Source organism: Vibrio sp. D3 (assembly GCF_043995865.1).
GTDB classification, from domain to species: domain Bacteria; phylum Pseudomonadota; class Gammaproteobacteria; order Enterobacterales; family Vibrionaceae; genus Vibrio; species Vibrio diabolicus.
The window spans coordinates 2,263,791-2,288,372 of the sequence record NZ_CP171887.1 but is presented as its reverse complement, the minus strand read 5'-3'; the positions used below and the strand labels follow the sequence as shown (position 1 = coordinate 2,288,372).

General features: G+C 45.2%; 23 protein-coding genes. 17 read left to right on the top strand and 6 right to left on the bottom strand.

Annotated elements, in window-relative coordinates; translation table 11 throughout:
* Positions 1 to 14: 14 nt before the first annotated feature.
* The 15 genes from ACHFJ9_RS18535 to ACHFJ9_RS18465 all read left to right on the top strand — a co-directional run bounded on the left by ACHFJ9_RS18535 (position 15) and on the right by ACHFJ9_RS18465 (position 12,433).
* Positions 15 to 1,127, top strand: a complete 1,113-nt coding sequence (locus ACHFJ9_RS18535) for a chemotaxis response regulator protein-glutamate methylesterase (protein ID WP_109169796.1) — start codon at positions 15 to 17, stop codon at positions 1,125 to 1,127.
* An 8-nt stretch (positions 1,128 to 1,135) separates the two neighbouring features.
* Complete coding sequence (locus tag ACHFJ9_RS18530; RefSeq protein WP_006741712.1) at positions 1,136 to 1,915, top strand: ParA family protein; 780 nt, start codon at positions 1,136 to 1,138, stop codon at positions 1,913 to 1,915.
* Positions 1,905 to 3,053 (top strand): chemotaxis protein CheW, encoded by a 1,149-nt coding sequence (locus ACHFJ9_RS18525; RefSeq protein WP_395355859.1) that lies wholly within the window; start codon positions 1,905 to 1,907, stop codon positions 3,051 to 3,053. The genes ACHFJ9_RS18530 and ACHFJ9_RS18525 overlap by 11 nt, the downstream gene beginning before the upstream one ends.
* Before the next feature lie 35 nt (positions 3,054 to 3,088).
* The gene (locus tag ACHFJ9_RS18520; protein ID WP_005380507.1) at positions 3,089 to 3,583 is read left to right on the top strand and encodes a chemotaxis protein CheW; all 495 of its coding nucleotides are present in this window, start codon (positions 3,089 to 3,091) and stop codon (positions 3,581 to 3,583) included.
* A gap of 14 nt (positions 3,584 to 3,597) precedes the next feature.
* Entirely contained in the window at positions 3,598 to 4,092 is a 495-nt protein-coding gene (locus ACHFJ9_RS18515) for a DUF2802 domain-containing protein (protein WP_046875563.1), read from the top strand.
* A gap of 286 nt (positions 4,093 to 4,378) precedes the next feature.
* Positions 4,379 to 4,996 (top strand): cytochrome c biogenesis heme-transporting ATPase CcmA, encoded by a 618-nt coding sequence (gene ccmA, locus ACHFJ9_RS18510; protein WP_258651985.1) that lies wholly within the window; start codon positions 4,379 to 4,381, stop codon positions 4,994 to 4,996.
* Between the two features lies 1 nt (position 4,997).
* Positions 4,998 to 5,666, top strand: coding sequence for a heme exporter protein CcmB (gene ccmB, locus ACHFJ9_RS18505; protein WP_006741714.1), 669 nt, complete (start codon positions 4,998 to 5,000; stop codon positions 5,664 to 5,666).
* A 109-nt stretch (positions 5,667 to 5,775) separates the two neighbouring features.
* On the top strand, positions 5,776 to 6,519 hold the full coding sequence (locus tag ACHFJ9_RS18500; protein WP_005394301.1) for a heme ABC transporter permease: 744 nt from the start codon (positions 5,776 to 5,778) through the stop codon (positions 6,517 to 6,519).
* A gap of 11 nt (positions 6,520 to 6,530) precedes the next feature.
* Complete coding sequence (gene ccmD / locus ACHFJ9_RS18495; protein ID WP_005380515.1) at positions 6,531 to 6,737, top strand: heme exporter protein CcmD; 207 nt, start codon at positions 6,531 to 6,533, stop codon at positions 6,735 to 6,737.
* Positions 6,734 to 7,219: a cytochrome c maturation protein CcmE gene (gene ccmE, locus ACHFJ9_RS18490; RefSeq protein WP_005380516.1), complete on the top strand. Its 486-nt coding sequence runs from the start codon at positions 6,734 to 6,736 to the stop codon at positions 7,217 to 7,219. The genes ccmD and ccmE overlap by 4 nt, the downstream gene beginning before the upstream one ends.
* The gene (locus tag ACHFJ9_RS18485) at positions 7,216 to 9,192 is read left to right on the top strand and encodes a heme lyase CcmF/NrfE family subunit (protein ID WP_139060712.1); all 1,977 of its coding nucleotides are present in this window, start codon (positions 7,216 to 7,218) and stop codon (positions 9,190 to 9,192) included. Before ccmE ends, ACHFJ9_RS18485 begins: the two co-directional genes overlap by 4 nt.
* Before the next feature lies 1 nt (position 9,193).
* Entirely contained in the window at positions 9,194 to 9,748 is a 555-nt protein-coding gene (locus ACHFJ9_RS18480; RefSeq protein WP_012841537.1) for a DsbE family thiol:disulfide interchange protein, read from the top strand.
* Entirely contained in the window at positions 9,745 to 10,230 is a 486-nt protein-coding gene (locus tag ACHFJ9_RS18475; protein WP_109169794.1) for a cytochrome c-type biogenesis protein, read from the top strand. Before ACHFJ9_RS18480 ends, ACHFJ9_RS18475 begins: the two co-directional genes overlap by 4 nt.
* Positions 10,230 to 11,444, top strand: a complete 1,215-nt coding sequence (gene ccmI / locus ACHFJ9_RS18470) for a c-type cytochrome biogenesis protein CcmI (RefSeq protein ID WP_053808772.1) — start codon at positions 10,230 to 10,232, stop codon at positions 11,442 to 11,444. The genes ACHFJ9_RS18475 and ccmI overlap by 1 nt, the downstream gene beginning before the upstream one ends.
* Before the next feature lie 215 nt (positions 11,445 to 11,659).
* On the top strand, positions 11,660 to 12,433 hold the full coding sequence (locus ACHFJ9_RS18465) for a VacJ family lipoprotein (protein ID WP_395355853.1): 774 nt from the start codon (positions 11,660 to 11,662) through the stop codon (positions 12,431 to 12,433).
* A 74-nt stretch (positions 12,434 to 12,507) separates the two neighbouring features.
* On the opposite strand, the gene ACHFJ9_RS18460 is transcribed toward ACHFJ9_RS18465, so the two are convergent.
* The 4 genes from ACHFJ9_RS18460 to ACHFJ9_RS18445 all read right to left on the bottom strand — a co-directional run bounded on the left by ACHFJ9_RS18460 (position 12,508) and on the right by ACHFJ9_RS18445 (position 16,999).
* On the bottom strand, positions 12,508 to 13,833 hold the full coding sequence (locus ACHFJ9_RS18460) for an outer membrane protein transport protein (RefSeq protein WP_395355851.1): 1,326 nt from the start codon (positions 13,831 to 13,833) through the stop codon (positions 12,508 to 12,510).
* A gap of 309 nt (positions 13,834 to 14,142) precedes the next feature.
* Positions 14,143 to 15,402: an outer membrane protein transport protein gene (locus ACHFJ9_RS18455; RefSeq protein ID WP_395355849.1), complete on the bottom strand. Its 1,260-nt coding sequence runs from the start codon at positions 15,400 to 15,402 to the stop codon at positions 14,143 to 14,145.
* Between the two features lie 297 nt (positions 15,403 to 15,699).
* Entirely contained in the window at positions 15,700 to 16,431 is a 732-nt protein-coding gene (locus ACHFJ9_RS18450; protein ID WP_258431084.1) for a DUF3379 domain-containing protein, read from the bottom strand.
* On the bottom strand, positions 16,424 to 16,999 hold the full coding sequence (locus tag ACHFJ9_RS18445; protein WP_029836529.1) for a sigma-70 family RNA polymerase sigma factor: 576 nt from the start codon (positions 16,997 to 16,999) through the stop codon (positions 16,424 to 16,426). Before ACHFJ9_RS18445 ends, ACHFJ9_RS18450 begins: the two co-directional genes overlap by 8 nt.
* Positions 17,000 to 17,717: 718 nt before the next feature.
* On the opposite strand from ACHFJ9_RS18445, the gene fadI reads away from it, so the two are divergent.
* Together fadI and fadJ are read left to right on the top strand one after the other, a co-directional pair.
* Positions 17,718 to 19,025 carry an acetyl-CoA C-acyltransferase FadI gene (gene fadI, locus ACHFJ9_RS18440; RefSeq protein ID WP_005394284.1) on the top strand — a complete coding sequence of 436 codons (1,308 nt, stop codon included), beginning with the start codon at positions 17,718 to 17,720 and terminating at the stop codon, positions 19,023 to 19,025.
* Positions 19,025 to 21,136 carry a fatty acid oxidation complex subunit alpha FadJ gene (fadJ, locus tag ACHFJ9_RS18435; RefSeq protein WP_104969676.1) on the top strand — a complete coding sequence of 704 codons (2,112 nt, stop codon included), beginning with the start codon at positions 19,025 to 19,027 and terminating at the stop codon, positions 21,134 to 21,136. The genes fadI and fadJ overlap by 1 nt, the downstream gene beginning before the upstream one ends.
* 62 nt (positions 21,137 to 21,198) lie before the next feature.
* Here the strand turns inward: fadJ and ACHFJ9_RS18430 are convergent, their stop codons facing one another.
* A complete protein-coding gene (locus tag ACHFJ9_RS18430) occupies positions 21,199 to 21,453 on the bottom strand; it encodes a CG2 omega domain protein (protein ID WP_264910810.1) in 255 nt (84 codons plus the stop codon).
* A gap of 168 nt (positions 21,454 to 21,621) precedes the next feature.
* Positions 21,622 to 24,399 carry an insulinase family protein gene (locus ACHFJ9_RS18425; protein WP_264910811.1) on the bottom strand — a complete coding sequence of 926 codons (2,778 nt, stop codon included), beginning with the start codon at positions 24,397 to 24,399 and terminating at the stop codon, positions 21,622 to 21,624.
* Positions 24,400 to 24,582: the final 183 nt, after the last annotated feature.

The window sequence follows — 24,582 nt, the reverse complement described above, 5'->3', positions numbered from 1 at the left end:
TTAAAAGGAATAAGATGGCGATTAAAGTACTAGTCGTTGATGATTCGAGTTTTTTTCGACGTCGCGTGAGCGAAATCATCAATTCAGAATCGCGCCTAGAAGTGATTGACGTTGCGGTAAATGGCAGAGAGGCGGTTGAGAAAGCCAAATCTCTTAAACCGGACGTCATCACGATGGATATTGAAATGCCAGTGATGGATGGCATTACCGCTGTGCGTGAAATCATGGCAGCGGCTCCAACGCCAATCCTAATGTTTTCGTCCCTGACTCATGACGGGGCGAAAGCCACGCTTGATGCGCTTGATGCGGGCGCATTGGATTTCTTACCGAAAAAGTTTGAAGACATCGCACGTAACCGCGAAGAAGCGGTGTCACTGCTTCAGCAACGTGTTATTCAGATTGCTTCGAAGCGCGCTTTTATGCGTCGACCAATCACTCGTGCTGCTGCGAGTACCAATGCGGCAGCTCGTCCACTAGGTTCAAGAACGGCTTCGCCAGCGACTCCAGCTCCTGCTCGACCGGCTGCGGCAAAGTTCCGAGCCTCTGGTAAGAAGTATCAACTGACCGCAATTGGCACGTCGACTGGTGGTCCGGTTGCTTTGCAAAAAATTCTGACGCGTTTACCGATGAACTACCCGCATCCGATCGTGTTGATCCAACATATGCCAGCAACCTTTACTGCTGCATTTGCTAGCCGTTTGAATACCTTGTGTAAGATTCAAGTGAAAGAAGCCCAAGACGGCGATGTCTTACAGCCTGGTGTGGCATACCTTGCTCCAGGTGGTAAGCAAATGATGGTGGATGGTCGAGCGGGGGCTGCTCGTCTTCGTATCATTGATGGCGGCGACCGCATGAACTACAAACCATGTGTGGATGTGACTTTTGGTTCTGCAGCCAAAGTATACGGTGACAAAGTACTCTCTTTAGTGCTGACTGGCATGGGTGCAGACGGTCGTGAAGGTGCTCGTATGTTGAAGTCTGCAGGCTCAACTATTTGGGCTCAAGATGAAGAAAGTTGTGTTGTTTATGGTATGCCCCAAGCTGTTGCTAAAGCAGGCATTTCTTCAGAAGATTTACCGCTTGACCGCATTGCAGAACGCATGTTGGTGGAAGTTGGCCTAGCGTAGGATTCATCATGATTGTTTGGAGTGTAGCTAACCAGAAAGGTGGCGTGGGTAAAACCACCTCAACAGTGACATTAGCGGGTTTGCTGAGTCAAAAAGGTCATCGCGTACTGATGGTCGATACTGACCCTCACGCATCACTGACTACCTATCTTGGTTATGATCCTGACGCAGTAACTTCGAGCCTGTTTGATTTATTCCAGTTGAAGACATTCTCTCGTGAAACGGTGAGGCCGTTAATCCTAGAGACAAAACTGGAAGGGATGGATATCATTCCCGCGCATATGTCCCTTGCGACGCTTGATCGTGTCATGGGGAATCGCAGTGGGATGGGGCTGATCTTAAAACGAGCTCTACAAGCGGTCTCACAAGACTATGATTATGTGTTGATTGACTGCCCGCCAATTCTTGGTGTGATGATGGTGAACGCACTGGCCGCCAGTGACCGAATTTTGATTCCCGTTCAAACCGAGTTTTTGGCGATGAAAGGCTTGGAACGCATGATGCGCACGTTAACCATTATGCAAAAGTCTCGTCCGGGTGGTTTCAAAGTGACTATCGTTCCAACGATGTATGACAAGCGCACCAAAGCGTCTTTGCAGACATTGATGCAACTGAAGAAAGATTACCCAAATCAAGTATGGACCTCTGCGGTGCCGATTGATACCAAGTTCCGTGATGCTAGTTTAAAGCATTTGCCAGCATCACATTTTGCATCTGGTAGTCGTGGTGTGTTTGCGTATAAACAGTTACTGATTTACCTGGAGAGGTTAGCGTTCGATGAGCAGTAACGACGTGCTTTCCAGTGAACAAGCGCTTGATGACTACTTTAATGCGCTACTGGGTGATGAGGCTGAAGCAACGACTCTTGAGGAAGAGCTTGACTTGCTGGCTCAAGAAATATCATCTGCAGAGCCAGAGCCAGAGCCAGAGCCAGAGCCAGAGCCAGAGCCAGAGCCAGAGCCAGAGCCAGAGCCAGAGCCAGAGCCAGAGCCAGAGCCAGAGCCAGAGCCAGAGCCAGAGCCAGAGCCAGAGCCAGAGCCAGAGCCAGAGCCAGAGCCAGAATTGCAGTTTCAATACTCGGAGCCGGAAACTTACCAGTTTCAAGAAGCGTACCCGCCAGAATTGGAAGCCCCAAATCTGGAAGATGTGCAAAGGTTATTAAGTCAGCTTGAAGCAAGCAACCCTGTAGCCGAGTTAGATATTGATAGTATTCTTGAACAAAATACGATTGATATTGCAGCAGAAATAAAAGCGGCTGAGCCAGACGTACAAACCGTTAGTGAGGCGCCCGAGTTACAAACAGTTGAAGAGATACAAGACTGGGTGATTGATGCGCCAGTTTTTGAGGAAACTCAGCCAGAACTGGTTGAACCTCAATCGGTGATTGAGCATGATGTCAATATAGAATCGAACGTTGATACCGAGTTCGAGGCACAAACAGGTTCCGAAATACCAACTGACTGGGAAAGCACGAAGCGAAGTGAAGATTTTCAAGTGCTTTACTTTGATGTGAATGATGTCACGTTTGCCGTACCGCTTGATGAGTTAGGTGGTATTCATCGCATCAGCGAGCTTAACCATTTGATAGGAAAGCCCGCCTGGTATTTGGGGCTACAAACAAATCGTGAGCAACAGTTTGATGTCGTCGATACCGCGAAATGGGTGATGGCAGATAAGCTTCGCGATGACAGTTACAAAGATAATTACCAATACGTTGTCATGCTTGGAGAGAGCATGTGGGGGCTGGCCAGTAACCAACTAATGGGGACGGAAACGCTCAATATCGACAAGGTTCGCTGGCGTGAACAGGCGGGTAAGCGCCCTTGGCTAGCGGGCATGGTAAAAGAAAAAATGTGCGCCTTAATTCATGTCCAGGCGCTCATTGACATGCTAAACGCCGGTTTAGATGTCAAATCACTGAATTAGATTTAAGTCGGGAACGACATTAACGAGGATTAACTATGTCTCAAGCTTTTGAAGTAGAAGTGAAGAAAGATGCATCGAATGACGAAGTTCTTCAGTGGGTGACGTTCCAGCTAGAAGAAGAAACGTACGGCATCAACGTAATGCAAGTTCGTGAAGTACTTCGTTATACTGAAATTGCACCCGTTCCAGGTGCGCCAGATTATGTTCTGGGTATCATCAACCTGCGTGGTAACGTGGTTACTGTTATCGACACGCGTTCGCGTTTCGGCCTGATGGAAGGCGAAGTTACAGATAATACTCGTATTATTGTGATCGAGTCAGAGCGTCAAGTGATTGGTATTTTGGTAGATAGTGTGGCAGAAGTGGTTTACCTACGTTCTTCTGAAATTGACACGACGCCTTCTGTTGGTACTGATGAAAGCGCGAAGTTCATCCAAGGTGTGAGCAACCGTGACGGCAAGCTTCTTATCCTTGTGGATTTGAACAAGCTCCTAACGGATGACGAATGGGACGAGATGGCTCACCTATAATGGGCTGAATAATGATGGCTGAAGAGACTCTTTTATCTGTTCCATTCCTTGCGGGTGGCGTCGCTTTTATCGTGTTGGTGTTGGTTGTTTTGCAACTGCGCATTCGTTCGGGGTTGCAAAAGCAAGTAGACCAGCAACGAGCACAGTCTCGACATGTAGATAAAGAAGTACAAAAGTTGAGTAAGCAGTTACTCGAAGTGCGTTCGGTTGTCGTTGGTCTTGGACAAAAAGTAACGGAACAACAAGACATTATTCAGCACCTAAACGAGAGAATTCGTGAACTCGAGCACGCTGATACTGATGGTCGCTTGTACAGTCGAGCTTCTAAAATGGTACAGCTTGGTGCAGATATCAATGAGCTCATTGAAGAGTGTGAACTGCCAAAAGCTGAAGCGGAATTGATGCTTTCACTACAGAAAAAACTGGCGGGAAAAGAGAAAATTCCACCACTAAGCGGTCAGCCATCAGATGATGCAGAATACCCGACGCGTGGACGTCGTCGACGCTAAAGGTTTTAAAGCGATAAAAAGAGGCGATAAGCCTCTTTTTTTGTGTTCGGTTACTAATTATCTTTTTGCAATACAGCCCTAGATTACCTTAAGCTCTTTTCACTCTTAGCACTCGCTCCCCAAGTTAAAATGAGAGCTTATAACTACTTATAGTTAATTTTATTAAAGTGTGACGATTAATTAACAAAAATACATGAACTTACATACATCCCAGCCCTCTTATCCTGTTTTGTCATAACTAAGCTGTGCTAATATAGCGCTTCGTTCATTTTTTAGTTGAAGCTCTATGTTAGAAGTATCTAACCTGACAGCGATCCGTGATGAGAGGGTCCTGTTTGAAAACCTGCAGTTTGAAATTAAGCCTGGTGAATTGGTCCAGATAGAAGGACGCAATGGTACTGGCAAAACTACGTTACTACGTATTGTGACAGGTTTAGGTGATAGAGAAGAAGGCGTCATTAAGTGGAAAGGAGAAGAGGTTGAAAAATCTCGTGATGTTTTCCATCAAGATCTGCTGTTCTTAGGGCATCAAACTGGAGTGAAACGAGAGCTTACCGCACTAGAAAACTTACGTTTTTACCAATCTATTCAAAATAACCGCTCTTCTGACGAAGAAATCTTCACTGCTTTAACTCAAGTTGGTTTAGCTGGTCGAGAAGATGTGCCTGTAGCACAGCTTTCCGCAGGTCAGCAACGACGAGTGGCACTAGCAAGGTTATGGCTCAGTAAGCAAATTTTATGGATTTTAGATGAACCGTTGACCGCCATCGATAAGCAAGGCGTCAAAGTGCTTGAATCTTTGTTCGCAAGTCACGCTGATAATGGCGGTATTGTCGTGTTGACTACGCATCAAGATATGTTTTCGGACAGCCCGAAACTTAGAAAAATAAAGTTGGGTGATTGATATGATTCCATCTATGACCACCATCATTCGCCGCGAGCTATTGATAGCATTTCGCCGTCAGGCAGACATTCTGAACCCGCTTTGGTTCTTTATTATTGTTATTACTCTGTTTCCTCTTAGTATCGGGCCTGAACCAAATTTGTTAGCACGTATTGCAGCGGGCATTGTTTGGGTTGCCGCATTGCTATCCGCCTTATTATCATTAGAGCGTCTATTTCGTGATGATTTTCAAGACGGTGCATTGGAACAAATGATGCTAATGCCGATTCCATTGCAACTTGTAGTGGTTTCAAAGGTCATAGCACATTGGTTGTTAACAGGGTTACCTCTGATCCTAATTAGCCCATTATTGGCGGTTTTACTTTCGCTTGATTTCAATACTTGGTTATCTGTTGTACTAACCTTGATGATCGGTACACCGACACTAAGTTTTATTGGAGCTATTGGCGTGGCTTTGACGGTTGGGTTGCAAAAGGGTGGCGTTCTTTTGAGTTTGCTTATTCTTCCGCTCTACATCCCAATTTTGATTTTCGCAACATCAGCAATTGATGCCGCCGCGCTTGGTATGGCGTATAACGGTCAACTAGCAATTTTAGGTGCGATGCTAATGGGAGCAATGACGTTAACGCCTTTTGCCATTAGTGCCGCATTGAGAGTTAGTGTTAACTAACTCAATAAAGTGCCAATGAAGCGGCGCTTGATCAAAGAATTATTATTAAAGCACTGCTACGGTCTCAGCCCTTTAGACAGTGTCCCTGAAGTAAGAGTGAGAACAAAACATGTGGAAATGGCTACATCCTTATGCCAAGCCAGAAACCGCTTACCGTTTGAGTGGTAAGTTTCTGCCTTGGTTTTCTGTATTGGCCCTCGTATGCTTATCGGTTGGTACGGTTTGGGGGCTTGCATTTGCGCCTTCAGATTACCAACAAGGTGACAGTTTCCGAATCATCTATATTCACGTCCCATCAGCTATTTGGTCTATGGGCGTTTATATGTCGATGGCGATTGCGGCATTTATTGGCTTAGTATGGCAAGTACGTCTATCTGATATGGCGGCGCTTGCGATGGCGCCGATTGGTGCGGTATTTACCTTCATTGCTCTACTTACTGGTGCCGTTTGGGGTAAGCCAATGTGGGGCACTTGGTGGGTATGGGACGCCCGTCTTACTTCAGAATTGATTCTTCTATTTCTCTACCTTGGTGTTATTGCGCTTTATCACGCGTTTGACGATCAGAAAACAGCCGCAAAAGCGGCGGGTATTTTAGCGATCGTAGGCGTCGTGAACCTACCTATCATTCACTTTTCCGTAGAATGGTGGAACACGCTTCACCAAGGCGCGACGATCACGAAATTTGAACAACCTTCTATTTCATCCGACATGCTTTGGCCGTTATTGCTAAACATCTTTGGCTTTGCGTTCTTCTTTGGTGCAGTGACGATGGTACGTTTTCGTAACGAAATCATCAGTAAAGAAAGTCACCGCCCTTGGGTGCGCAAACTCGCAACAGAACAAACTCAGTGAGGTAATTGATTATGCATTTTGAATCTCTGAGCGACTTTTTTGCCATGGGTGGCTACGCATCATACGTATGGAGTGCGTTTGGTATTACTTTCTTATCCATGCTGATTCTTCTGATCACTAGCCTTCGCCGCGGTGATGCATTATTGAAAGAAGTGAAAGCAAAAATTGACCGTCAAGCTCGTATCGACGCAGCGAAGAACATGGAGAACACCTTATGAACCCGAGACGTAAAAAGAGGCTAGGTATCGTACTAGCGATCTTTATCGGTATTAGTGCCACCATTGGTTTGATACTTTATGCGCTTAACCAAAATATGGACCTTTTCTACACTCCAACGGAATTGGTTAATGGTAAGCCAGATGGCACCAAGCCAGAAGTAGGCCAGCGTCTGCGTATTGGTGGTATGGTGGTTGTGGGCTCGGTTCGTCGAGATCCTAATTCTTTGAAAGTGAGTTTTGACCTGCACGATGTCGGTCCTAAAGTGACGATTACTTATGACGGTATTCTTCCTGACTTGTTCCGTGAAGGGCAGGGTATTGTGGCTCAAGGTGTACTGAAAGATGCCACGACAGTTGAGGCATTTGAGGTCCTAGCGAAGCACGATGAAGAATACATGCCACCAGAAATTGCGGAAGCGATGAAGAAAACGCATGAACCGCTTCAATACAGCACAGAACAGAAACAAGGAAGCGGCCAATGATTGCTGAAATCGGTCACTTTGCTCTCATTCTTTCGCTTGCAATGGCTGTGCTGCTGAGCGTATTGCCATTGTGGGGAGCATCGAATAATAACACCATGCTCATGAACACAGCGCGACCGCTATCTTGGTCTATGTTCCTAATGCTGTTGTTCTCTTTCGCCATTTTATGTTGGGGATTTTATACCAACGACTTCACGTTACAGTATGTAGCGAGCAACTCGAATAGTCAGCTTCCTTGGTACTACCGTTTAACCGCAGTATGGGGTGCACACGAAGGTTCACTGTTGCTATGGGTGTTAATCCAAGCTGCTTGGACTGTCGCTGTAGCGACATTCAGTCGTGGTATGCCGCAAGAGTCGGTTGCACGTGTACTTGCCGTAATGGGCATGATCTCAGTGGGTTTCCTACTGTTTATCATCCTAACGTCAAACCCATTCCTACGTACGTTACCGTTCTTCCCGGTTGACGGACGTGATTTGAACCCTCTGCTTCAAGACCCTGGTTTGATTGTTCATCCGCCAATGCTTTACATGGGCTACGTTGGTTTCTCGGTTGCCTTCTCCTTTGCGATCGCATCCCTAATGACCGGACGCCTTGATACGGCTTGGGCCCGTTGGTCTCGTCCTTGGACAACCGCTGCATGGGTATTTTTAACACTCGGTATCGCACTAGGCTCTTGGTGGGCTTACTACGAACTTGGCTGGGGTGGCTGGTGGTTCTGGGATCCAGTAGAAAACGCATCATTCATGCCTTGGTTAGCGGGTACCGCATTAATGCACTCTCTTGCCGTGACAGAAAAACGCGGCACATTTAAAGCGTGGACGGTACTATTGGCAATCTCTGCATTTTCGTTGAGTTTGTTGGGCACATTCTTAGTCCGTTCCGGTATTTTAGTATCGGTGCACGCGTTCGCGTCTGACCCGTCGCGCGGTATGTTTATTCTAGGCTTCCTCGTTTTCGTTATCGGCGGCTCTTTATTGCTGTTTGCCGTAAAAGGGGCAGCAGTACGTGTACGTGGTAACTTCGACTTAGTCTCTCGTGAAAACGCGCTCTTAGCCAATAACGTATTACTTATCGCAGCACTTGTTGTGGTGTTAGTGGGGACACTGTTGCCGCTCGTACATAAGCAGCTTGGTTTGGGGTCGGTTTCTATCGGTGCGCCATTCTTCGATATGCTGTTTGCGTGGTTGATGATGCCATTTGCTTTCCTACTTGGTATTGGTCCACTTATCCGTTGGAAGCGAGACAATTTATCTAAACTTGTGAAACCAATGCTCATTTCAGGTGTGCTTGCTTTCGCCTTGGCTGCGGTATGCGTGTTCCTGTTTGCCGACTTCTTCTCAACCATGGCTTACATTGGCTGGGTAATGGCGATTTGGATTATTGCAATGCATGGCTTTGAACTATATGAGCGTGCAACGCACCGTCATAGCTTTAGTGAAGGCGTTCGCAAGCTGCAACGTAGCCACTGGGCAATGATGTTGGGTCATGTTGGTCTGGCGGTATCTGTTATCGGTATTGCGATGGTACAGAACTACAGCATCGAGCGTGATGTGCGTTTAGCACCTGGCGAACACTTCCAAATTCAAGGTTATGATTTCTACTTCTCAGGCCTGCGTGATAAAGATGGTCCAAACTACGATGGCTACATCGCGGATTTTGAGATCACACATGATGGCAAATACGTGAATACGCTTCACGCTGAGAAGCGCTTCTACCGTACGGCTAAGTCTATGATGACCGAAGCTGCCATTGACCGTGGAATTAGTCGTGACTTATACATTGCAATGGGTGAACGTTTAGACGACAACCGATCTTGGGCTGTTCGTATTTACTATAAACCGTTCGTTCGTTGGATTTGGGCTGGCTCTTTGATTATGGCGTTAGGCGGTGCACTAGCGATTTCAGATAAGCGTTATCGCTTCCGTAAATCTTCAAAGAAAAACGCGAAGTCAAAAGAGCAGGAGGCATAACATGAATAAGAAAATCTTATTTATTCCGCTCGTCGCTTTCATGATTTTGGCGGGCATTTTCGCAACCCAGTTAATGCGCAACCAAGAGGGCGATGATCCAACGAAATTGGAGTCGGTTTTGGTTGGTAAGCCAGTTCCTGAGTTTCACTTAGAAGACTTAGCTGAACCTGGAAAACAATACGACCAGTCAATTTTTAAAGGTGAGCCGTTGCTCTTGAACGTTTGGGCTACGTGGTGTCCAACGTGTTATGCAGAGCATAAATACCTAAACGAATTGGCGGGTAAGGGCGTTAAGATTATCGGTATGAATTACAAAGATGATCGTAACAAAGCGGTAGGCTGGTTGAATGATCTCGGCAACCCTTACTTAATTAGCCTATTTGATGGTAGCGGTATGCTTGGTCTTGACCTTGGCGTTTATGGAGCACCAGAAACATTCATTATTGATGCAAATGGTGTGATTCGTTATCGCCATGTGGGGGATGTAAACCCACGTAATTGGTCAGAAACACTGGAGCCGCTTTACAACAAATTGGTTGAGGAGGCGAAGCAATGAGAAAGCTGATCCTTGCAGTTTTTGCTGCCATGACATTATCTCTTGCTGCTCACGCTGCCATTGAAGTATACGAGTTCGATAACTTGGAACAAGAACAGCAGTTCAAAGAGCTAAGCCATACGCTCCGTTGCCCTAAATGTCAGAACAACACGATCTCGGATTCTAACGCTGAACTTGCTCAAGACTTACGCCATAAGGTGTATGAAATGACCAAAGAAGGTAAGTCCAAAGATGAGATTGTTGATTACATGATCGCCCGTTACGGTAACTTCGTGACTTACAACCCACCATTTACGGTCGCGACTGCGATTTTGTGGCTAGGGCCACTCGCTGTAGTGCTGGGTGGTTTTGGTTTGATTGTGCTGCGCAGCCGTAAATCTAAAGTTAAGGTAAAAGCGAGCAGTGACGAGCAATGGGATGAGCAAAAAGAAGCTCGTTTAAAAGCATTGCTTGAAGAAGAGAACAACGGAGATAAGAAGTAATGACACTATTTTGGATTTCCACCGTTGCTCTTACGCTTATTGCTTGTGCGCTGGTGGCTTTGCCGCTGCTTAAACAAAAAGCGAACAATGATGATGTGTTACGCGATGAGCTCAACAAGGCATTTTATAAAGACCGACTATCTGAGCTTGCAGAAGAAACCGACGAAGGGCTGGTTGAAAGCGAAGACGAACTGATTTCTGATCTAAAGCAGTCTCTCCTTGACGATATTCCTGGTGATAAAGCGCAAAAAGAAACCAAGGTTTCACCAATCGCGGTTTTAGTTCCATCGGTAATTCTGACGGTGGCGTTGAGCTATGGCTTGTATTACAAATTTGGCGCGTCAGACGATATTGTTCAATGGCAAGAAGTGTCTGCAAATCTACCTGAGTTATCGAAAAAGCTGATGTCGGCTTCTTCTGAGCCGTTGAGCGACGACGAAATGGCGGATTTGACCCTTGCCCTCCGAACTCGCTTACATTACCAGCCGGAAGACTCGACAGGTTGGTTACTGCTAGGTCGTATTGCGTTAGCAAATCGTGATGTCACGACTGCTATCGATGCGATGGAAAAGTCATATCGCCTAGAGCCCAAAGATCCTGATGTGATGTTGGGTTATGCACAAGCTCTGATGCTGTCTCAAGAGGAAATGGATCAAGCGACGGCTCGCTCATTACTTGGCAAGCTGATGCAGCAAGACTATGTCGATCTGCGTGTGTTTTCTTTGTTAGCGTTCGATGCGTTTGAGCGTCAAGACTTTCCGGCAGCGATCAAGTACTGGGGAATCATGCAGCAAATGATTGGTCCAGAAGATAGCCGCTACGAGATGTTGTCACGCAGTATTGAGAGTGCTCGTAAGCAAATGGGCGAAGCGGTTTCACCGGATAAGAGTGTAGCTGTGACAATTAATGTGGCACCAAATGCTCAGTTGGATCCAAACGCAGTTCTGATTGTATCGGTACATCGTGCAGATGGCTCACCAATGCCTGTTGCGGCAGCTCGCTATCCGCTGGGTACTTTCCCTCGTACAGTCGTATTAGATGATGGTAATGCCATGATGCAGGGGCAAAAACTATCTTCACTCGACAAGCTCATTGTGCGTGTGCGTGTAGACTCTGACGGTAACGTAGCAACGCGTGACCAAGATTGGCACGGAGAGAGTGACGTCGTTGAATTTGGCACGCCGGTTGAAGTGACCATTGACCAGCAATATTAATCGTTAGCGTCTGTCTCTGAAATATGACAACGGGGTAGAGTCTGTTGCCTTTAGTGGTATGACTTTAAACGATCGAGTAGAATACCGAAGGCCAGCGACTGCTGGCCTTTATTTATTCCCATATCTGAGTCATCTTTACTACGTATACTGCTCAACATACGTACAACAGTTCATTGGGTGACTTAGGTACATTAATAGTCGTTATGGAAAATAAAATGTATAACAAGGGTAAATCTACCTTCTTGTTACTGCTTGCAGTTGGACTGGTTGGCTGTTCAAGTGCGCCTGATGAAGCAGTAACAGGACAAGAAACAAATCAAACGACTTCTGATGTGTATGACCCGTTGGAAGGCTTTAACCGAACCATGTGGGAAATCAACTACGAATATTTAGATCCGTATTTGGTTCGTCCTGTATCACTTGCGTATGTGGAATACACGCCAGTTCCTATTCGTTCCGGTATCGCTAACTTCTTGTCGAACTTAGATGAGCCAGCCAGCATGGTTAATAACTTAGTCATGGGTAACGGCACGAAAGCCGTGGACCACTTTAACCGTTTTTGGATTAACTCGACGTTTGGTATTTTCGGTTTATTCGATATTGCAAGTGCCGCGGGTATTACGAAATACGACGAGAAAGCGTTCAGTGATGCAGTAGGCCACTATGGTGTTGGAAATGGCCCTTACTTCATGATTCCAGGTTATGGCCCGTATACCTTACGTGAAGTGACGGATACCGTAGATAGTACGTATTTACCCCTCTCTTACCTCAACTTCTGGGCGAGTTTGGGTAAGTGGGCGTTTGAAGGCATGGAGAAGCGTGCTTTATTAGTACCGCAAGAAGCACAGTTAGACTCGTCGCCGGATCCATATATTCTTACTCGCGATGTTTATATTCAGCGTCAAAACTTTAAAGCAGAAGTTGAAACGGTGGAAGAAGTTAACATCGAAGAAGAACAGTATTTAGACGAATACCTAGAAGACTTTTAAGCGCTGTTCTTTACAATATACAAATAAAAAAGGCTTAGCTGATGCTAAGCCTTTTTTGTATTTTTGCTGTTTGGTTAGAAACGGTAGTTTGCTTGAACACCGATTAGCCAAACATTACCCGTAGTTTCTCCTACGAATTGGCCGCCGACTTGTTCTGCAGCGTCGTCTGACTTGTAACCACGAGACTCAACGATTGGTGCGTCTTTCGCGAAAATATAGGTGAAGCCAGCGTCTAGGCTGAAGTCTTTTGTCCAATCGTACGTTGCACCAATACTTAGCCAAGTACGGTCAGTTTCTGGAATAGTGATCGTACGGTTTTTGTCGCTTACCGCTGAAGTATCGTACGCAATACCAGCACGTAGCGCTATCTTAGGATCAAGCTGGTAAGTAGCACCAACAGCAAAGCGGTAGTTATCTTCCCAGTTTTCTACTTTAACCATATGTGTGCCAGCAGTATCTAAACGTGCTTCCAATTTCTCGAAAGAGCTCCAATCCGTCCAGTTAAAGCTTGCGTGTAACGCAAGTTGGTCTGTTACTTGGTGGAAGCTTGCCAACTCAGCCGTTGCAGGCAGGTTTAGGTACATGTAGCCGTTGTCACGTAGTTGTGAAAGCTTAGTACCGAAGCCAAAACCTAGACCTTCAGCATGGCCTTCAAGCTTCAGTTCAACTTCAGATTTGTACGCGAAGCCGATACGGTTATTTTCATTGATCTGCCATGCAGTACCAACTTGCCAGCCCCAAGCGGTATCGTCACCTTCCATGTATTTTAGAGCGGTACCTTGAGGAACACTGATAGGATCGCCAGTGACAGGGTGCTTTCCTACAACGTTATTCTTAGGAGCTGCTGCGCCAAAGCTGCCTTCGCCGATGATGTAACGGATACCACCACCAACGCTGATTGATTCATTGACTTTGTAAGCTGCGTTTAAGTTCGCTTCCATTGTCGTTACGCTTGCTTCGTTACCGAAGTGCGATGCACCAAAGCCTTTACCTAAATCGGTTTCCATGCCGTAGTTGGTGCCAAATGCCAAACCAATCGCGAATTTCTCATTGTATTGGTGTGATAGGTAGAAGTTTGGAATGATTGCATCATGGGCGAAATCATCTGAAGATGCAGAAGAAGTGCTACCGTGGAAGTTTACATCACCTTCAATATCAATATTTGGGTTCACATAGATTGCACCAACGGACACTTGAGTGCCTTCCAAATAAGTTAGCATTGCTGGGTTACGCCATTGTGCACTTGCGTTGTCAGCCATTGCTGCTTCACCAGCATATGCTCGACCTAGGCCTGTTGCAGAATATTCAGCAAGTTGGAAACCTGCTGCGTTAGCCATGCCCGTTGTGCCAAGTAGGCTTAATGCCACTGCTGTTGATAGAAGAGTCTTGTTGGTTTTCATTCGAATGTTCGCTGATTTGTTTATAACGTGGGACGAAAGTTTAAAGGTAGAGTTTTTACTTTAGAAATGAAAATCCAGCACAAGCAGTCATTTGGAATATTATGCTTTCAAGTGTTGTTTGGGTGGTTTAATAATCTAACTGTGAAGGGCTTGTAAATGGAATTCAGCGAACAGCTGTGCGTCCTAATTGTGAGATTTAGATACACGTGTTCACTCAAATTGAGTGAGCAATAAATTGTAGATATGAAAAAAGGCTGGAAATCCAGCCTTTTATATAAAGTATTTTTCTACTAACTAACAGCGAAGCGCTTAGAAGCTACGGCTGTATTGTAAGCCGAATAGAATTGCGTCAGCATGAGTTGTTGCTGTTACACCGGTAGAAAGACTAGGAGCTAATTGAGTATTCTCATTAACTTTTACATCTTCACCTAACAAGTACGTGAAGCCAAAATCGATGTTTGAGCTATTATCAATATGGTAAGAGAAACCTGTGGAGAACCACTGGCGATCTGAGTCTGGTACCGAGATAGACGTTACTTTATCTTGAGCGCTTGTGTCGTACATGTAACCAGCACGAAGTGTCCAGTTGTTGTTTAGGTAGTAAGTACCACCAATTGCGTAGTGCCAGCCATCTTGCCATTGATAGTCTTTCGAGTAACCACCTTTAAGTAAACCCTGATTTAGGTTCTCAAAATCAATTTGGTCAAAATCTTTCCAACCGATGTATTGGATGCTGTAGTGTACAGCAAACTTAGTGTCTTGGATTTTGTGGAAACCAGAAAACTCGGCCATATCTGGTAGAGGTAGCGTGATTTCCTGACCTTTGTCGTCTTTCGCTGTAAATTCAGGGCTGTAACGATACGCTAGACCAAAACGGTTGTTTTCATCTAGTTCGTACACAGTACCAACGTTGAAACCAACAGCCCAACCATCAGCTTTATCTACGTCCAGAATTTTTTGACCGCCAACCCCTGGGACTGAAGAGCTAGTTGTACGCTTCATTGTGCCTTGGCCGTAGATTAAATCTAAACCAGCACCAAAGCTCCATTGTTCGTTTAAACGGTAAGAACCCGCAAAGCCAAAGTTGAAGCTTTTTACATCCGTAAGACCACCGTACTCGGTTGCGGTGTAGTTATCTGAAAATTCAGTTTTAGTGCCGAAATTAGAGTATGCGTTTACGCCCCATGCAAACTTGTCATTTACTGGAACGATTAGGTGAATGTTTGGAGCTATTGACGTATCACCCACATCATCAGTGTCAGCAACATTTACAGTACTGGAACCCAAAGGAGTATTAACGTTATATTTCGCATCTTTCACTTCAATCATTGAAGTAATGCTTTCGAAACCTAGCGAAAGCTCCATTTTATCAAATAGAGCCATTGCTGCTGGGTTACGAGCCATTACTGCGGCGTTATCTGCGATTACTGCATCACCAGCAAATGCACGGCCGATGCCAGTTGCTGATTGAGCGTTGATTTGGAAACCCGCTGCCATCGATTGACCTGAGGCAAAAGCTACCGTTACTGCTAGGAGAGTCTTTTTAAACAGACACGTGTTCTGAGTCATTTGTTTTTCCTTATTAGATTCGTCTCTTTGGACGATAAATTGAGCTTTTGCTCAGTGGCGCAGATAGTAGTATCAATAGTTGCTTGGACAAATCCGACCATTGGATAAAATTGAATAAAAATTGCAGAAATGATGTCTAAAAGACGGGAAATTGCACTTAAAATGCATAATTTAGAGTTTAAGCTCTAAATGCTATAGCGATGGTGAATGTTTTGTGTTCTATTTATACAAAAATGCCGCTAAATAAGATCATTTAGCGGCATTTAACCTTTTGAAGGCTGGAAATCGTCGAAGTTATTACATCGGTTTAATCATTGATGCAAGAGTCGTAGCGATAGCATCAATATTTTCACCTTCTTCTCCGACTAAAATCAGGCTTGAACTCCCGACGGGCTGAACGATTCCGGTCATGCCATCCTTATTAAAGTCGGTACTTTGTTCGCTAGGAATACCAGTAATAAATAACGTTACTTTACCTTTTGGACCTTGGAATACCATATGCACCGCATTGGATTCGCCAAAACCGCAGTGGTTTAGGTAGTAAACGTGATATGGAAAGTTTTCACTAAACTGGTAATGAAATGGCGACATTTTCGCATTAATTTGCGAGCTCGGTACATCCTCATCAAGATGACGAACAAAAGGTTCTTCATGAGTAACGTGTTTCATCGCGGTATCAGCTAAACTGGCTTGTGCTGGAGATACCAAAACATTTCCCCAGTTTACTTGACCAACTAATAATCCTGCGGTGAACGCAATAGAAGCGGCAAGTGCCATTGCTTTGCGCACAAAGTTTGGTCTGACGACCTTCTCTTCATCAAGTGCACTCGACGTCTGACTAAATAAAATCTTATCAGCGAGATCTTCAGGTACATCCACATTCATGGCTTGTTTAATTTTTACGTCGAGATCCAAAACGTCATCAACAAACTTATTGTTGGCGTCGCTACCAGCTAAAGCTTGCAGAATCTCTTCATCCTTTTGTTTTGGATCCGACAAAATACGACGACGAAATTCTAAATCATCCATTCTTTTGTCCTCTCTTAGTATCTTGAGAATCCAACATCTCTTTGAGTTGATTACGAGCGCGAAATAATCGAGTCATCACTGTATTTTTATTTAAATCAAGAATGTCGCCAATCTCTTCTCCGCTGAAACCACCGACAACTTGGAGAAATAAAGGTTCGCGGTATTCAACGTCGAGTTTCATGATCTGTGCTTGCAGCCATTCTTGCTGATGATGTGGGTCATCGCTGACTTTAGCATCATTGCCGTAATCATCGATATCAACTAAATCAAATTGTTTACGTTCGAAGCGGCGCGCATTTTCTCGTCTCAATATGGTGATGAGCCAAGACTTGGCTGCTTTTTCATCCTGGAGACTATCGAGTGACTTCCAGGCTCTAAGACAGGTTTCCTGAACTAGATCTTCCGCTATCGCTTTATCTTTGCACAACCAGTATGCGTAGCGATATAAGTCACGATGGTACCCTCGGACGAGCGCTTCGTATTTTCTTTGCTTGTCCATATCAGAGTTGACCGGACTGTTGGAATTTTTCTTTCCAAACATTTTTAATATGGCCACAGGAGCCTCCATCCTCGCTCTGTGAGTTTCTTATTTGTTCTGAGCATGACTTTACTTTTCAATAGCCTCGCGGTTTCGGTTGAGCGTGTGTCGTAGATAACCTCTGACACAATAAGCTATGTGGTTACTTAAAAGTGTATACGCAAATGCCAAATATCATCGAACATGAATTGGTAAAGATTGTTAACAATATCATCATTAGTAATCAATGGTTTGGATAAGTTCATTCGATGGGACATAAAAAGAGACTGTTAGCGGTGAATTTTTGAATAGGTTTGCATCGCTGAGCCTTTTAGATGTGCTTAAAGCTCGTAAAATCACTATAAAATTGATCTATTTCAAAATATCAAGCAGTGAAGGGGTTATAGTACATCTTGTCATCTCGTTAGTCATTGCGACTAACATGTTGAGCAAGATGACACTTCCTTTTGAAGGCTGACTTTACTTTCTCCTAATCAGGAAACTGATTAATTTTCAATTGGCGTAAGTTAATTGTTTTATAGATATTCCGACCACACAGTTATGTGTGGTTTTTTTTTGCTTCGATTTTACCTTCCGTATACCTCTTACCGTTTTAACTCTCTATAGTTAATCATTATTAATCGCATAAGAATCAAAGAAGTAGAGTAATTGATCTACTTGCTTCACGTTTATTTAAACGCACGTTTGATAAATTTAACAAATTCATTACAATGCATCAGGTCAGACCTCTTGTATTTAAGGAGAAACAATGGGCAAGCAGGAAGTAAAAACACGCAATGGTGAGCGTGTCGCTATTGTCGCGGGGCTTCGAACTCCCTTTGCTCGTCAAAGCACGGAATTTAGCCAAGTGCCAGCGGTCGATTTAGGGAAAATGGTAGTAAGCGAAATGCTTGCTCGAACAGATATTGATCCGAAGTTAATCGAACAAGTGGTATTTGGACAAGTAGTACAAATGCCTGAAGCGCCAAACATCGCACGAGAAATTGTGTTAGGCACCGGTATGAACATCCATACTGATGCTTACAGTGTGACTCGTGCGTGTGCAACGAGTTTTCAAGCGGCGGTCAATGTCGCAGAAAGCATCATGGCCGGAACCATCGATATCGGTATTGCTGGTGGTGCAGACTCTTCTTCCGTCCTGCCTATTGGCGTATCTAAGAAACTGGCCGCTAATCTGCTTGCTCTAAGTAAGACAAAAACAATGGGTCAGAAGCTTAGCATCCTCAAAAACTTGAGCTTTAAAGACCTTATGCCAGTGCCTCCTGCAGTAGCCGAATACTCGACGGGCTTGTCGATGGGACAAACTGCGGAGCAAATGGCAAAGACGCATGGTATTTCTCGTGCAGAGCAGGATGCGCTTGCACATCGCTCTCATACGCTGGCTTCCCAAGCTTGGAAAGAAGGTAAGATCCAAGGTGAAGTGATGACGGCTTTTCCAGAACCATACAAAAAATGGATTTCGGAAGACAACAATGTCCGTCACGACTCAACCGTAGAAGGGTACGCGAAACTTCGACCTGCCTTTGATCGCCAGTATGGCAGTGTTACGGCAGCTAACAGTACGCCACTGACTGATGGTGGTGCGGCAGTGATGTTGATGCGCGAAGGTAAAGCGAAAGAGCTTGGCATGGAGATTCTTGGCTACATACGTGGCTACGCATTTTCAGCGATCGGTGTGGAAAAGGACATGCTGATGGGACCGACTTATGCCACAGCAAAAGTGCTAGAAAATACAGGCTTGGAATTGTCTGATCTGACGTTGATCGACATGCACGAAGCGTTTGCTGCGCAAGCATTGGCGAATGTGAAGATGTTTGCTTCAGATAAGTTTGCTCAAGAAAATCTAGGTCGTTCGAAAGCGATCGGTGAAATCGACATGGATAAGTTTAACGTGCTTGGTGGCTCAATCGCTTACGGTCACCCATTCGCGGCGACAGGTGCACGAATGATGACGCAAACCCTACGTGAACTGAAACGCCGTGGTGGCGGTATTGCATTGAATACCGCATGTGCAGCTGGCGGTCTTGGTGCAGCAATGATTCTGGAGGTTGAGTAATGAGCGAGCAAAAAGCATTTAGTCTAAAAGTTGATGAGCAGAATATTGCTTGGTTAGCGATTGACGTACCTAATGAAAAAATGAATACGCTACAGGCGGCTTTTGCTGATGAAATGAAAGAAATCTTTGCTCAGCTAAAAGACGCCAGTGGCATCAAAGGGATGATCATTCATTCCCTAAAACCGGACAACTTTGTCGCGGGGGCCGATGTTCGTATGCTAGAAGCGTGCACGACCGCAAGTGAAGCAGAAGCATTAGCGAGGCAAGGTCAAGAGCTATTCCAGCAGCTATCGGACTTACCATATCCTGTGGTTGCCGCTATTCACGGTCCATGTTTGGGCGGTGGTTTAGAGCTTGCTCTTGCATGTGATTATCGTGTTTGTACGGATTCAGATAAAACGCGTTTAGGCCTACCAGAAGTACAGCTTGGATTGCTGCCAGGTTCCGGCGGTACGCAGCGTCTGCCGCGTTTGATTGGCCTGTTACCTTCACTGGACTTGATCCTGACGGGTAAACAGCTTCGCGCAAAGAAAGCTAAAAAGCTGGGCGTTGTGGACGCCTGTGTCCCTGACACCATTTTGCTCGACGTAGCAAAACAGTTTATCGACAAAGGTAAAAACAAGGGTACGAAAAAGCTATCGACGAAAGAAAAAGTGATGTCGGGTAGCGGGTTAGGGCGCAAGTTTGTGTTTGAACAGGCAGCGAAGAAAACCAATCAGAAAACCCGTGGTAACTATCCTGCAACGGTCGCGATTTTAGACGTTATTCAGCATGGTTTAGAGAAAGGTTTCGCCCAAGGACAAGAGCTTGAAGCGAAACGCTTCGGTGAGCTTGTGATGAGCTCTGAATCAAAAGCGCTCCGTTCTATCTTCTTTGCGACAACGGAAATGAAGAAAGAAAATGGTACGGATGCGAAACCCGCGCCAGTTCATAAAGTTGGCGTGCTTGGCGGTGGCTTGATGGGCGCAGGAATCAGCCATGTGTCTGTTGCAAAAGCGAAGGTGCCTGTCCGCATCAAAGACGTCAGCAACGATGGCGTTCTAAACGCACTCAACTACAACTACAAGTTATTCGAGAAACAGCGTAAACGTCGCATTCTATCAAAAGCCGATCTGCAAGCGAAAATGTTGCAATTGTCTGGCGGTGTCGACTTTACCAGCTTTAATCATATTGATGTCGTAATTGAAGCCGTTTTTGAAGACTTAGATCTTAAGCAAAAAATGGTGGCGGATATTGAAGCTAATGCTAAGCCGGAAACCATCTTTGCGACTAATACTTCTTCGTTACCAATCCACAAAATTGCAGAAAAAGCGGAGCGTCCAGAAAACGTAGTTGGTTTGCATTACTTCAGCCCGGTAGAAAAAATGCCGTTGGTGGAAGTGATTCCGCATGAAACGACGTCAGATGAAACCATTTCAACAGTCGTTGCACTTGCTAAAAAGCAAGGTAAAACCCCGATCGTAGTGAAAGACAAAGCGGGCTTTTACGTGAACCGCATTCTTGCGCCATACATGAACGAAGCGGCGCATATTCTGCTGGCTAACGAACCAATCGAAAAGATTGATACGGCGTTGCTTGATTTTGGTTTCCCTGTCGGCCCGATTACCTTACTGGATGAAGTCGGTGTCGACATTGGCGCGAAGATCATGCCGATTCTGGTCAACGAGTTAGGCGAGCGATTCAAAGGACCTGACGTGTTCGATATCTTATTGAATGACGGTCGCAAAGGACGTAAGAGCGGGAAAGGTTTCTACACTTACAAAGGTAAGAAGAAAGATGTCGATAAATCCATCTACAAGCTGCTTAAGCTCGATCCTGAATCTAAGTTGAGTGATAACGATATTGCGTTGCGCTGTGTACTACCAATGCTGAATGAAGCGGTACGTTGTTTGGATGACGGCATCATTCGCTCGCCACGTGATGGTGATATTGGTGCAATATTTGGCATTGGTTTCCCTCCATTCTTGGGCGGTCCATTCCGTTATATGGATCAGTTTGGCATTAAAGAACTGGTTGAGAAAATGAATGAGTTTGCATCGAAGTACGGCGATCGTTACGCACCGTGTGATGGTTTGCTTACTCGAGCTGGAGAAGGAACCACATTCTATTAAACGTTGCTTCGATAAAGAAAAAGGCTTGCCAGTGGCAAGCCTTTTTCATAAATAAGAAATAGTTACTTCTTCTTGTCTTTCTTATCTTTATTGTGGCCTTTACCTGGGTTGTCGTCCCCGTGAACGCTGCTGTTGCCTTTGTGGTCTTTATCTTTCCACTGTTTTGAAGAGCAATCATCTGATTTGATAGAAACATTGTCTCCGCTTAGGCGGACACAGTCGTTACTTAGCTCAAAGCCATCACCTTTCACCGAGATTTCAGCGTGTGCAGATGCCAGTGGCAGTAAAATAGCCGCAAGTAGTAGTGCTTTTTTCATGATTACCTCATTAATTTATTTTTAGTGTGGTAATTAGAGCATAAGCCGCAATGGCGTAATTTCAATTTTCTGCCAATTATGGTGTCGATTCTATTTATGAGACCCACAACCTCATTGGTTTGTAGGTATATACTTACTAATCGATAATTTTATTACTGCGCAATTAGATCATCCTAAGCCGCAATCTTTTGGCCTAAGTTGGAACTCTTCAATCGATCCAATTTCTTGCCCTAAGTGGATGCGCGGAGCGTCCGAATGCGATTGCCCTTGAGAGTGCATGACCAATCGGTTTGCCGTGCGAGGTTTCAACTCATTAACGACAAAGCGAATCATGTCTGCTCGGGTCAATTTCTTCAGTTCAGCAAGTACCTTGTCACGTTGGTTAAACTCGGTGTCTTTGTTTCCTATTGCAACCCAAAGACGCTGAGCACGACCTCGCAGTGTGGTGTCCGGCGTCGCTATTTGATTCCACAAGCCGCGCTTACTGCTATGCCACTGGTAATCGTTCAGTTCTAACAGCACCATATAAAAGGCATTTAAGAACTCATCGATGGAGGTAACCAGCTCGGCAGGCGCAGCATTGGGTGACTGCACATAAAGCACAATACCTGGATGACGATTAAGTGGCATATTGCCAGTGCCCACCATGTAACCTAATTGCTGTTTTGTGCGGATCTCGTGGAAAAATGTTGCCGACATGAGATGGTTCGCCAATGAGTATAGAGCAATGCTACGAGGCTCAATATCCTCACACTGGTGGTAAATAACGACCGCCGAATCTTGCTGGTTACAATGTACTTCACGTTGAAAACTGCCGTTTTTTCCCAGCATGATGAGTGGGCGGAGCGCCTCTTCATAACGCTGCTCTTTTACTCTTAGGGCATCCTTTAAGGTCGTCGCCATGTCATGCGCTTGTTGACGCTGCCAATCTCCGTAAACAAACATTTCAACGTGCAGCTCTGCAAGAATTGATTCTACGAATACCGAGAGTTCATCGACTTCGATTTCTTCTAGCGCTTCGACTAAGGTTGCGAAAGGCGGGTTATTAGGTTGAAGTAGCCCTGTAAGTGCGTTAAACAGCTGCGAAATAGGACGATCTTGTGAAGCATTTCTCCAGTTACGTAACAGTTGCTGCTTGATGGTTTCAAAGCGTGCAGGGCTGAAATCTCGAGAAGCAAAACGGTGCAGGATCATTTCCAACAATTGAGGCAGTTTTTGGCTGAACCCTGAGAGGGTTAAGGTAACCCCGCCTTGGTGAGCATACATGTTGTAACCCATCCCTGCGATTTCAGCTTGATAGGTTTCTTTTGCTAGCGAGTCGAGGAACATCTCGACACATAGGCGAGTTTTGACAATGTTCTTCGGTGATGCAACAGCATGAGAGCTGTCGATAGCGACATATACAACGCCTTTTGGCACGCGAAATTCATCATCTTGTAAATGCCAAAGTCGGAAGCCTTCGAGATCTTCAATTAACTCTGGTAGTGGACCACCATTTTCGAACGGCATGGGATCGAGATCGTAGCAAATATAAGGGTTCTTTTCTGGTAAGACGAACTGCCAGCTTGGATCGATTTGTTGATAGAAGCGGCGTTGCTCATCACTAAAAGGCGTGACGGAATATGGAGTAAAGTACCATTCGGCAGTACGGTTGTATTCCAGTCCTTTTGCAATCAGGGTTACGCGGACATTATCGATGGTTAAGTATTGCAGCAACGAACGCTGCAGTTGTTCATCATAGCCCGCCATTTTGTAGTCGCCATAAATGGTATCGTCTGGCTGATAATGCTGCATATTGATAACAAGATGGCTAACCAAATCCATTGGTCGAGATGGTTCCTGGAAACGAAACGCCGACTCAAGCACCGCTTGTTTTTCGAGATAACGCCATTCATCTAGCCCGTCTTGTTTGATCATCGAGAGGTATTGAAAAACCGCTTGGATGATGTCGTCAACGTGGTTGAGACCCAGCGGGGTGAGTGTGCAGCTAACCGTAAAATCTCGATAGTTGCTACCACTAGCGCCGCCTCCCGCAGAAAGCGACGTAATCCAGCCTTCATTTTTTAGCTGGAGCATTAAGCTGCCTTCGCCTTCATAGCCGAGTAAATGCGCGAAGTAAGAGAGTGGTTTCAAGCCGTAGTGCTTATCCATCCCTGGCATTGGGAAGGTGAGAATGAGTTTTCGAAATTCTTTGATGGGTTCAACTTGAACTAAAATCCCGGTACTTTCTTTGGTGCTAATGGGGACATCAATCGATTTTCCACGAAGGTGGTGATTTGGGATATTGGCAAACATGGCTTCTACCCACGCTTGCTGTGCATCGAGCGACTGCGGCCCAAAGAGCGTCAACGTCATGAGATCGGCAGAGTATTGAGAGTGGTGAAACTCGACAATTTCGTCGCGGATGGATTTACCATCTCGGTCACCTAATGTATCTAGGTTGCCGACTGAGAACTTAGAGAAAGGGTGATCTGGATTGATGACTTCTTTGTTGACTTGATACAGGCGGCGAGAATCGTCATTAAGTTTGAGTTTGTATTCGGAGTCGACAGCCTGGCGTTCTTTGTCTAAAGCTTCTTCGTTAAACAATGGTGCGGTAAAGAATTGGCTAAATCGATCTAAGGCATTTTCAAAGGCATTCGGAGTAACATCAAAAAAGAAACAAGTGTGCTCAGTACCCGTCCAAGCGTTATTTGTTCCTCCATGCTGGCTAATATAACTTTGAAACTCGCCCACTTTAGGGTATTTTTCCGTACCCAAAAAAAGCATATGTTCTAAATAGTGTGCCAGACCTTGGCGATCGTTTGGATCGTCGAAGTGTCCAACGTTCACTGCTAGAGCAGCTGCTGACTGTTGAGCTGTCTCGGAATGAATCAGCAGTACACGCAGATCATTGCTCAAGGTAATGTAGCGGTATTGATTTGAATCGTTAGGACTTAGATGCACGATGCGTCTCCAGATTTCGCATTACAGTAATTATGAACCCCTAGCTAGGGGGCGCAAAGTTTGCGTTTCGACAAATACTGCTTGCCGTATTTTTGTTATTCGTAGACTTCTGCACAGGCCCATCGCGTTTGCGTATGGGGAAGAACTGTTTGAATGAATGCTCTGAACTCATAGCACAGTTAA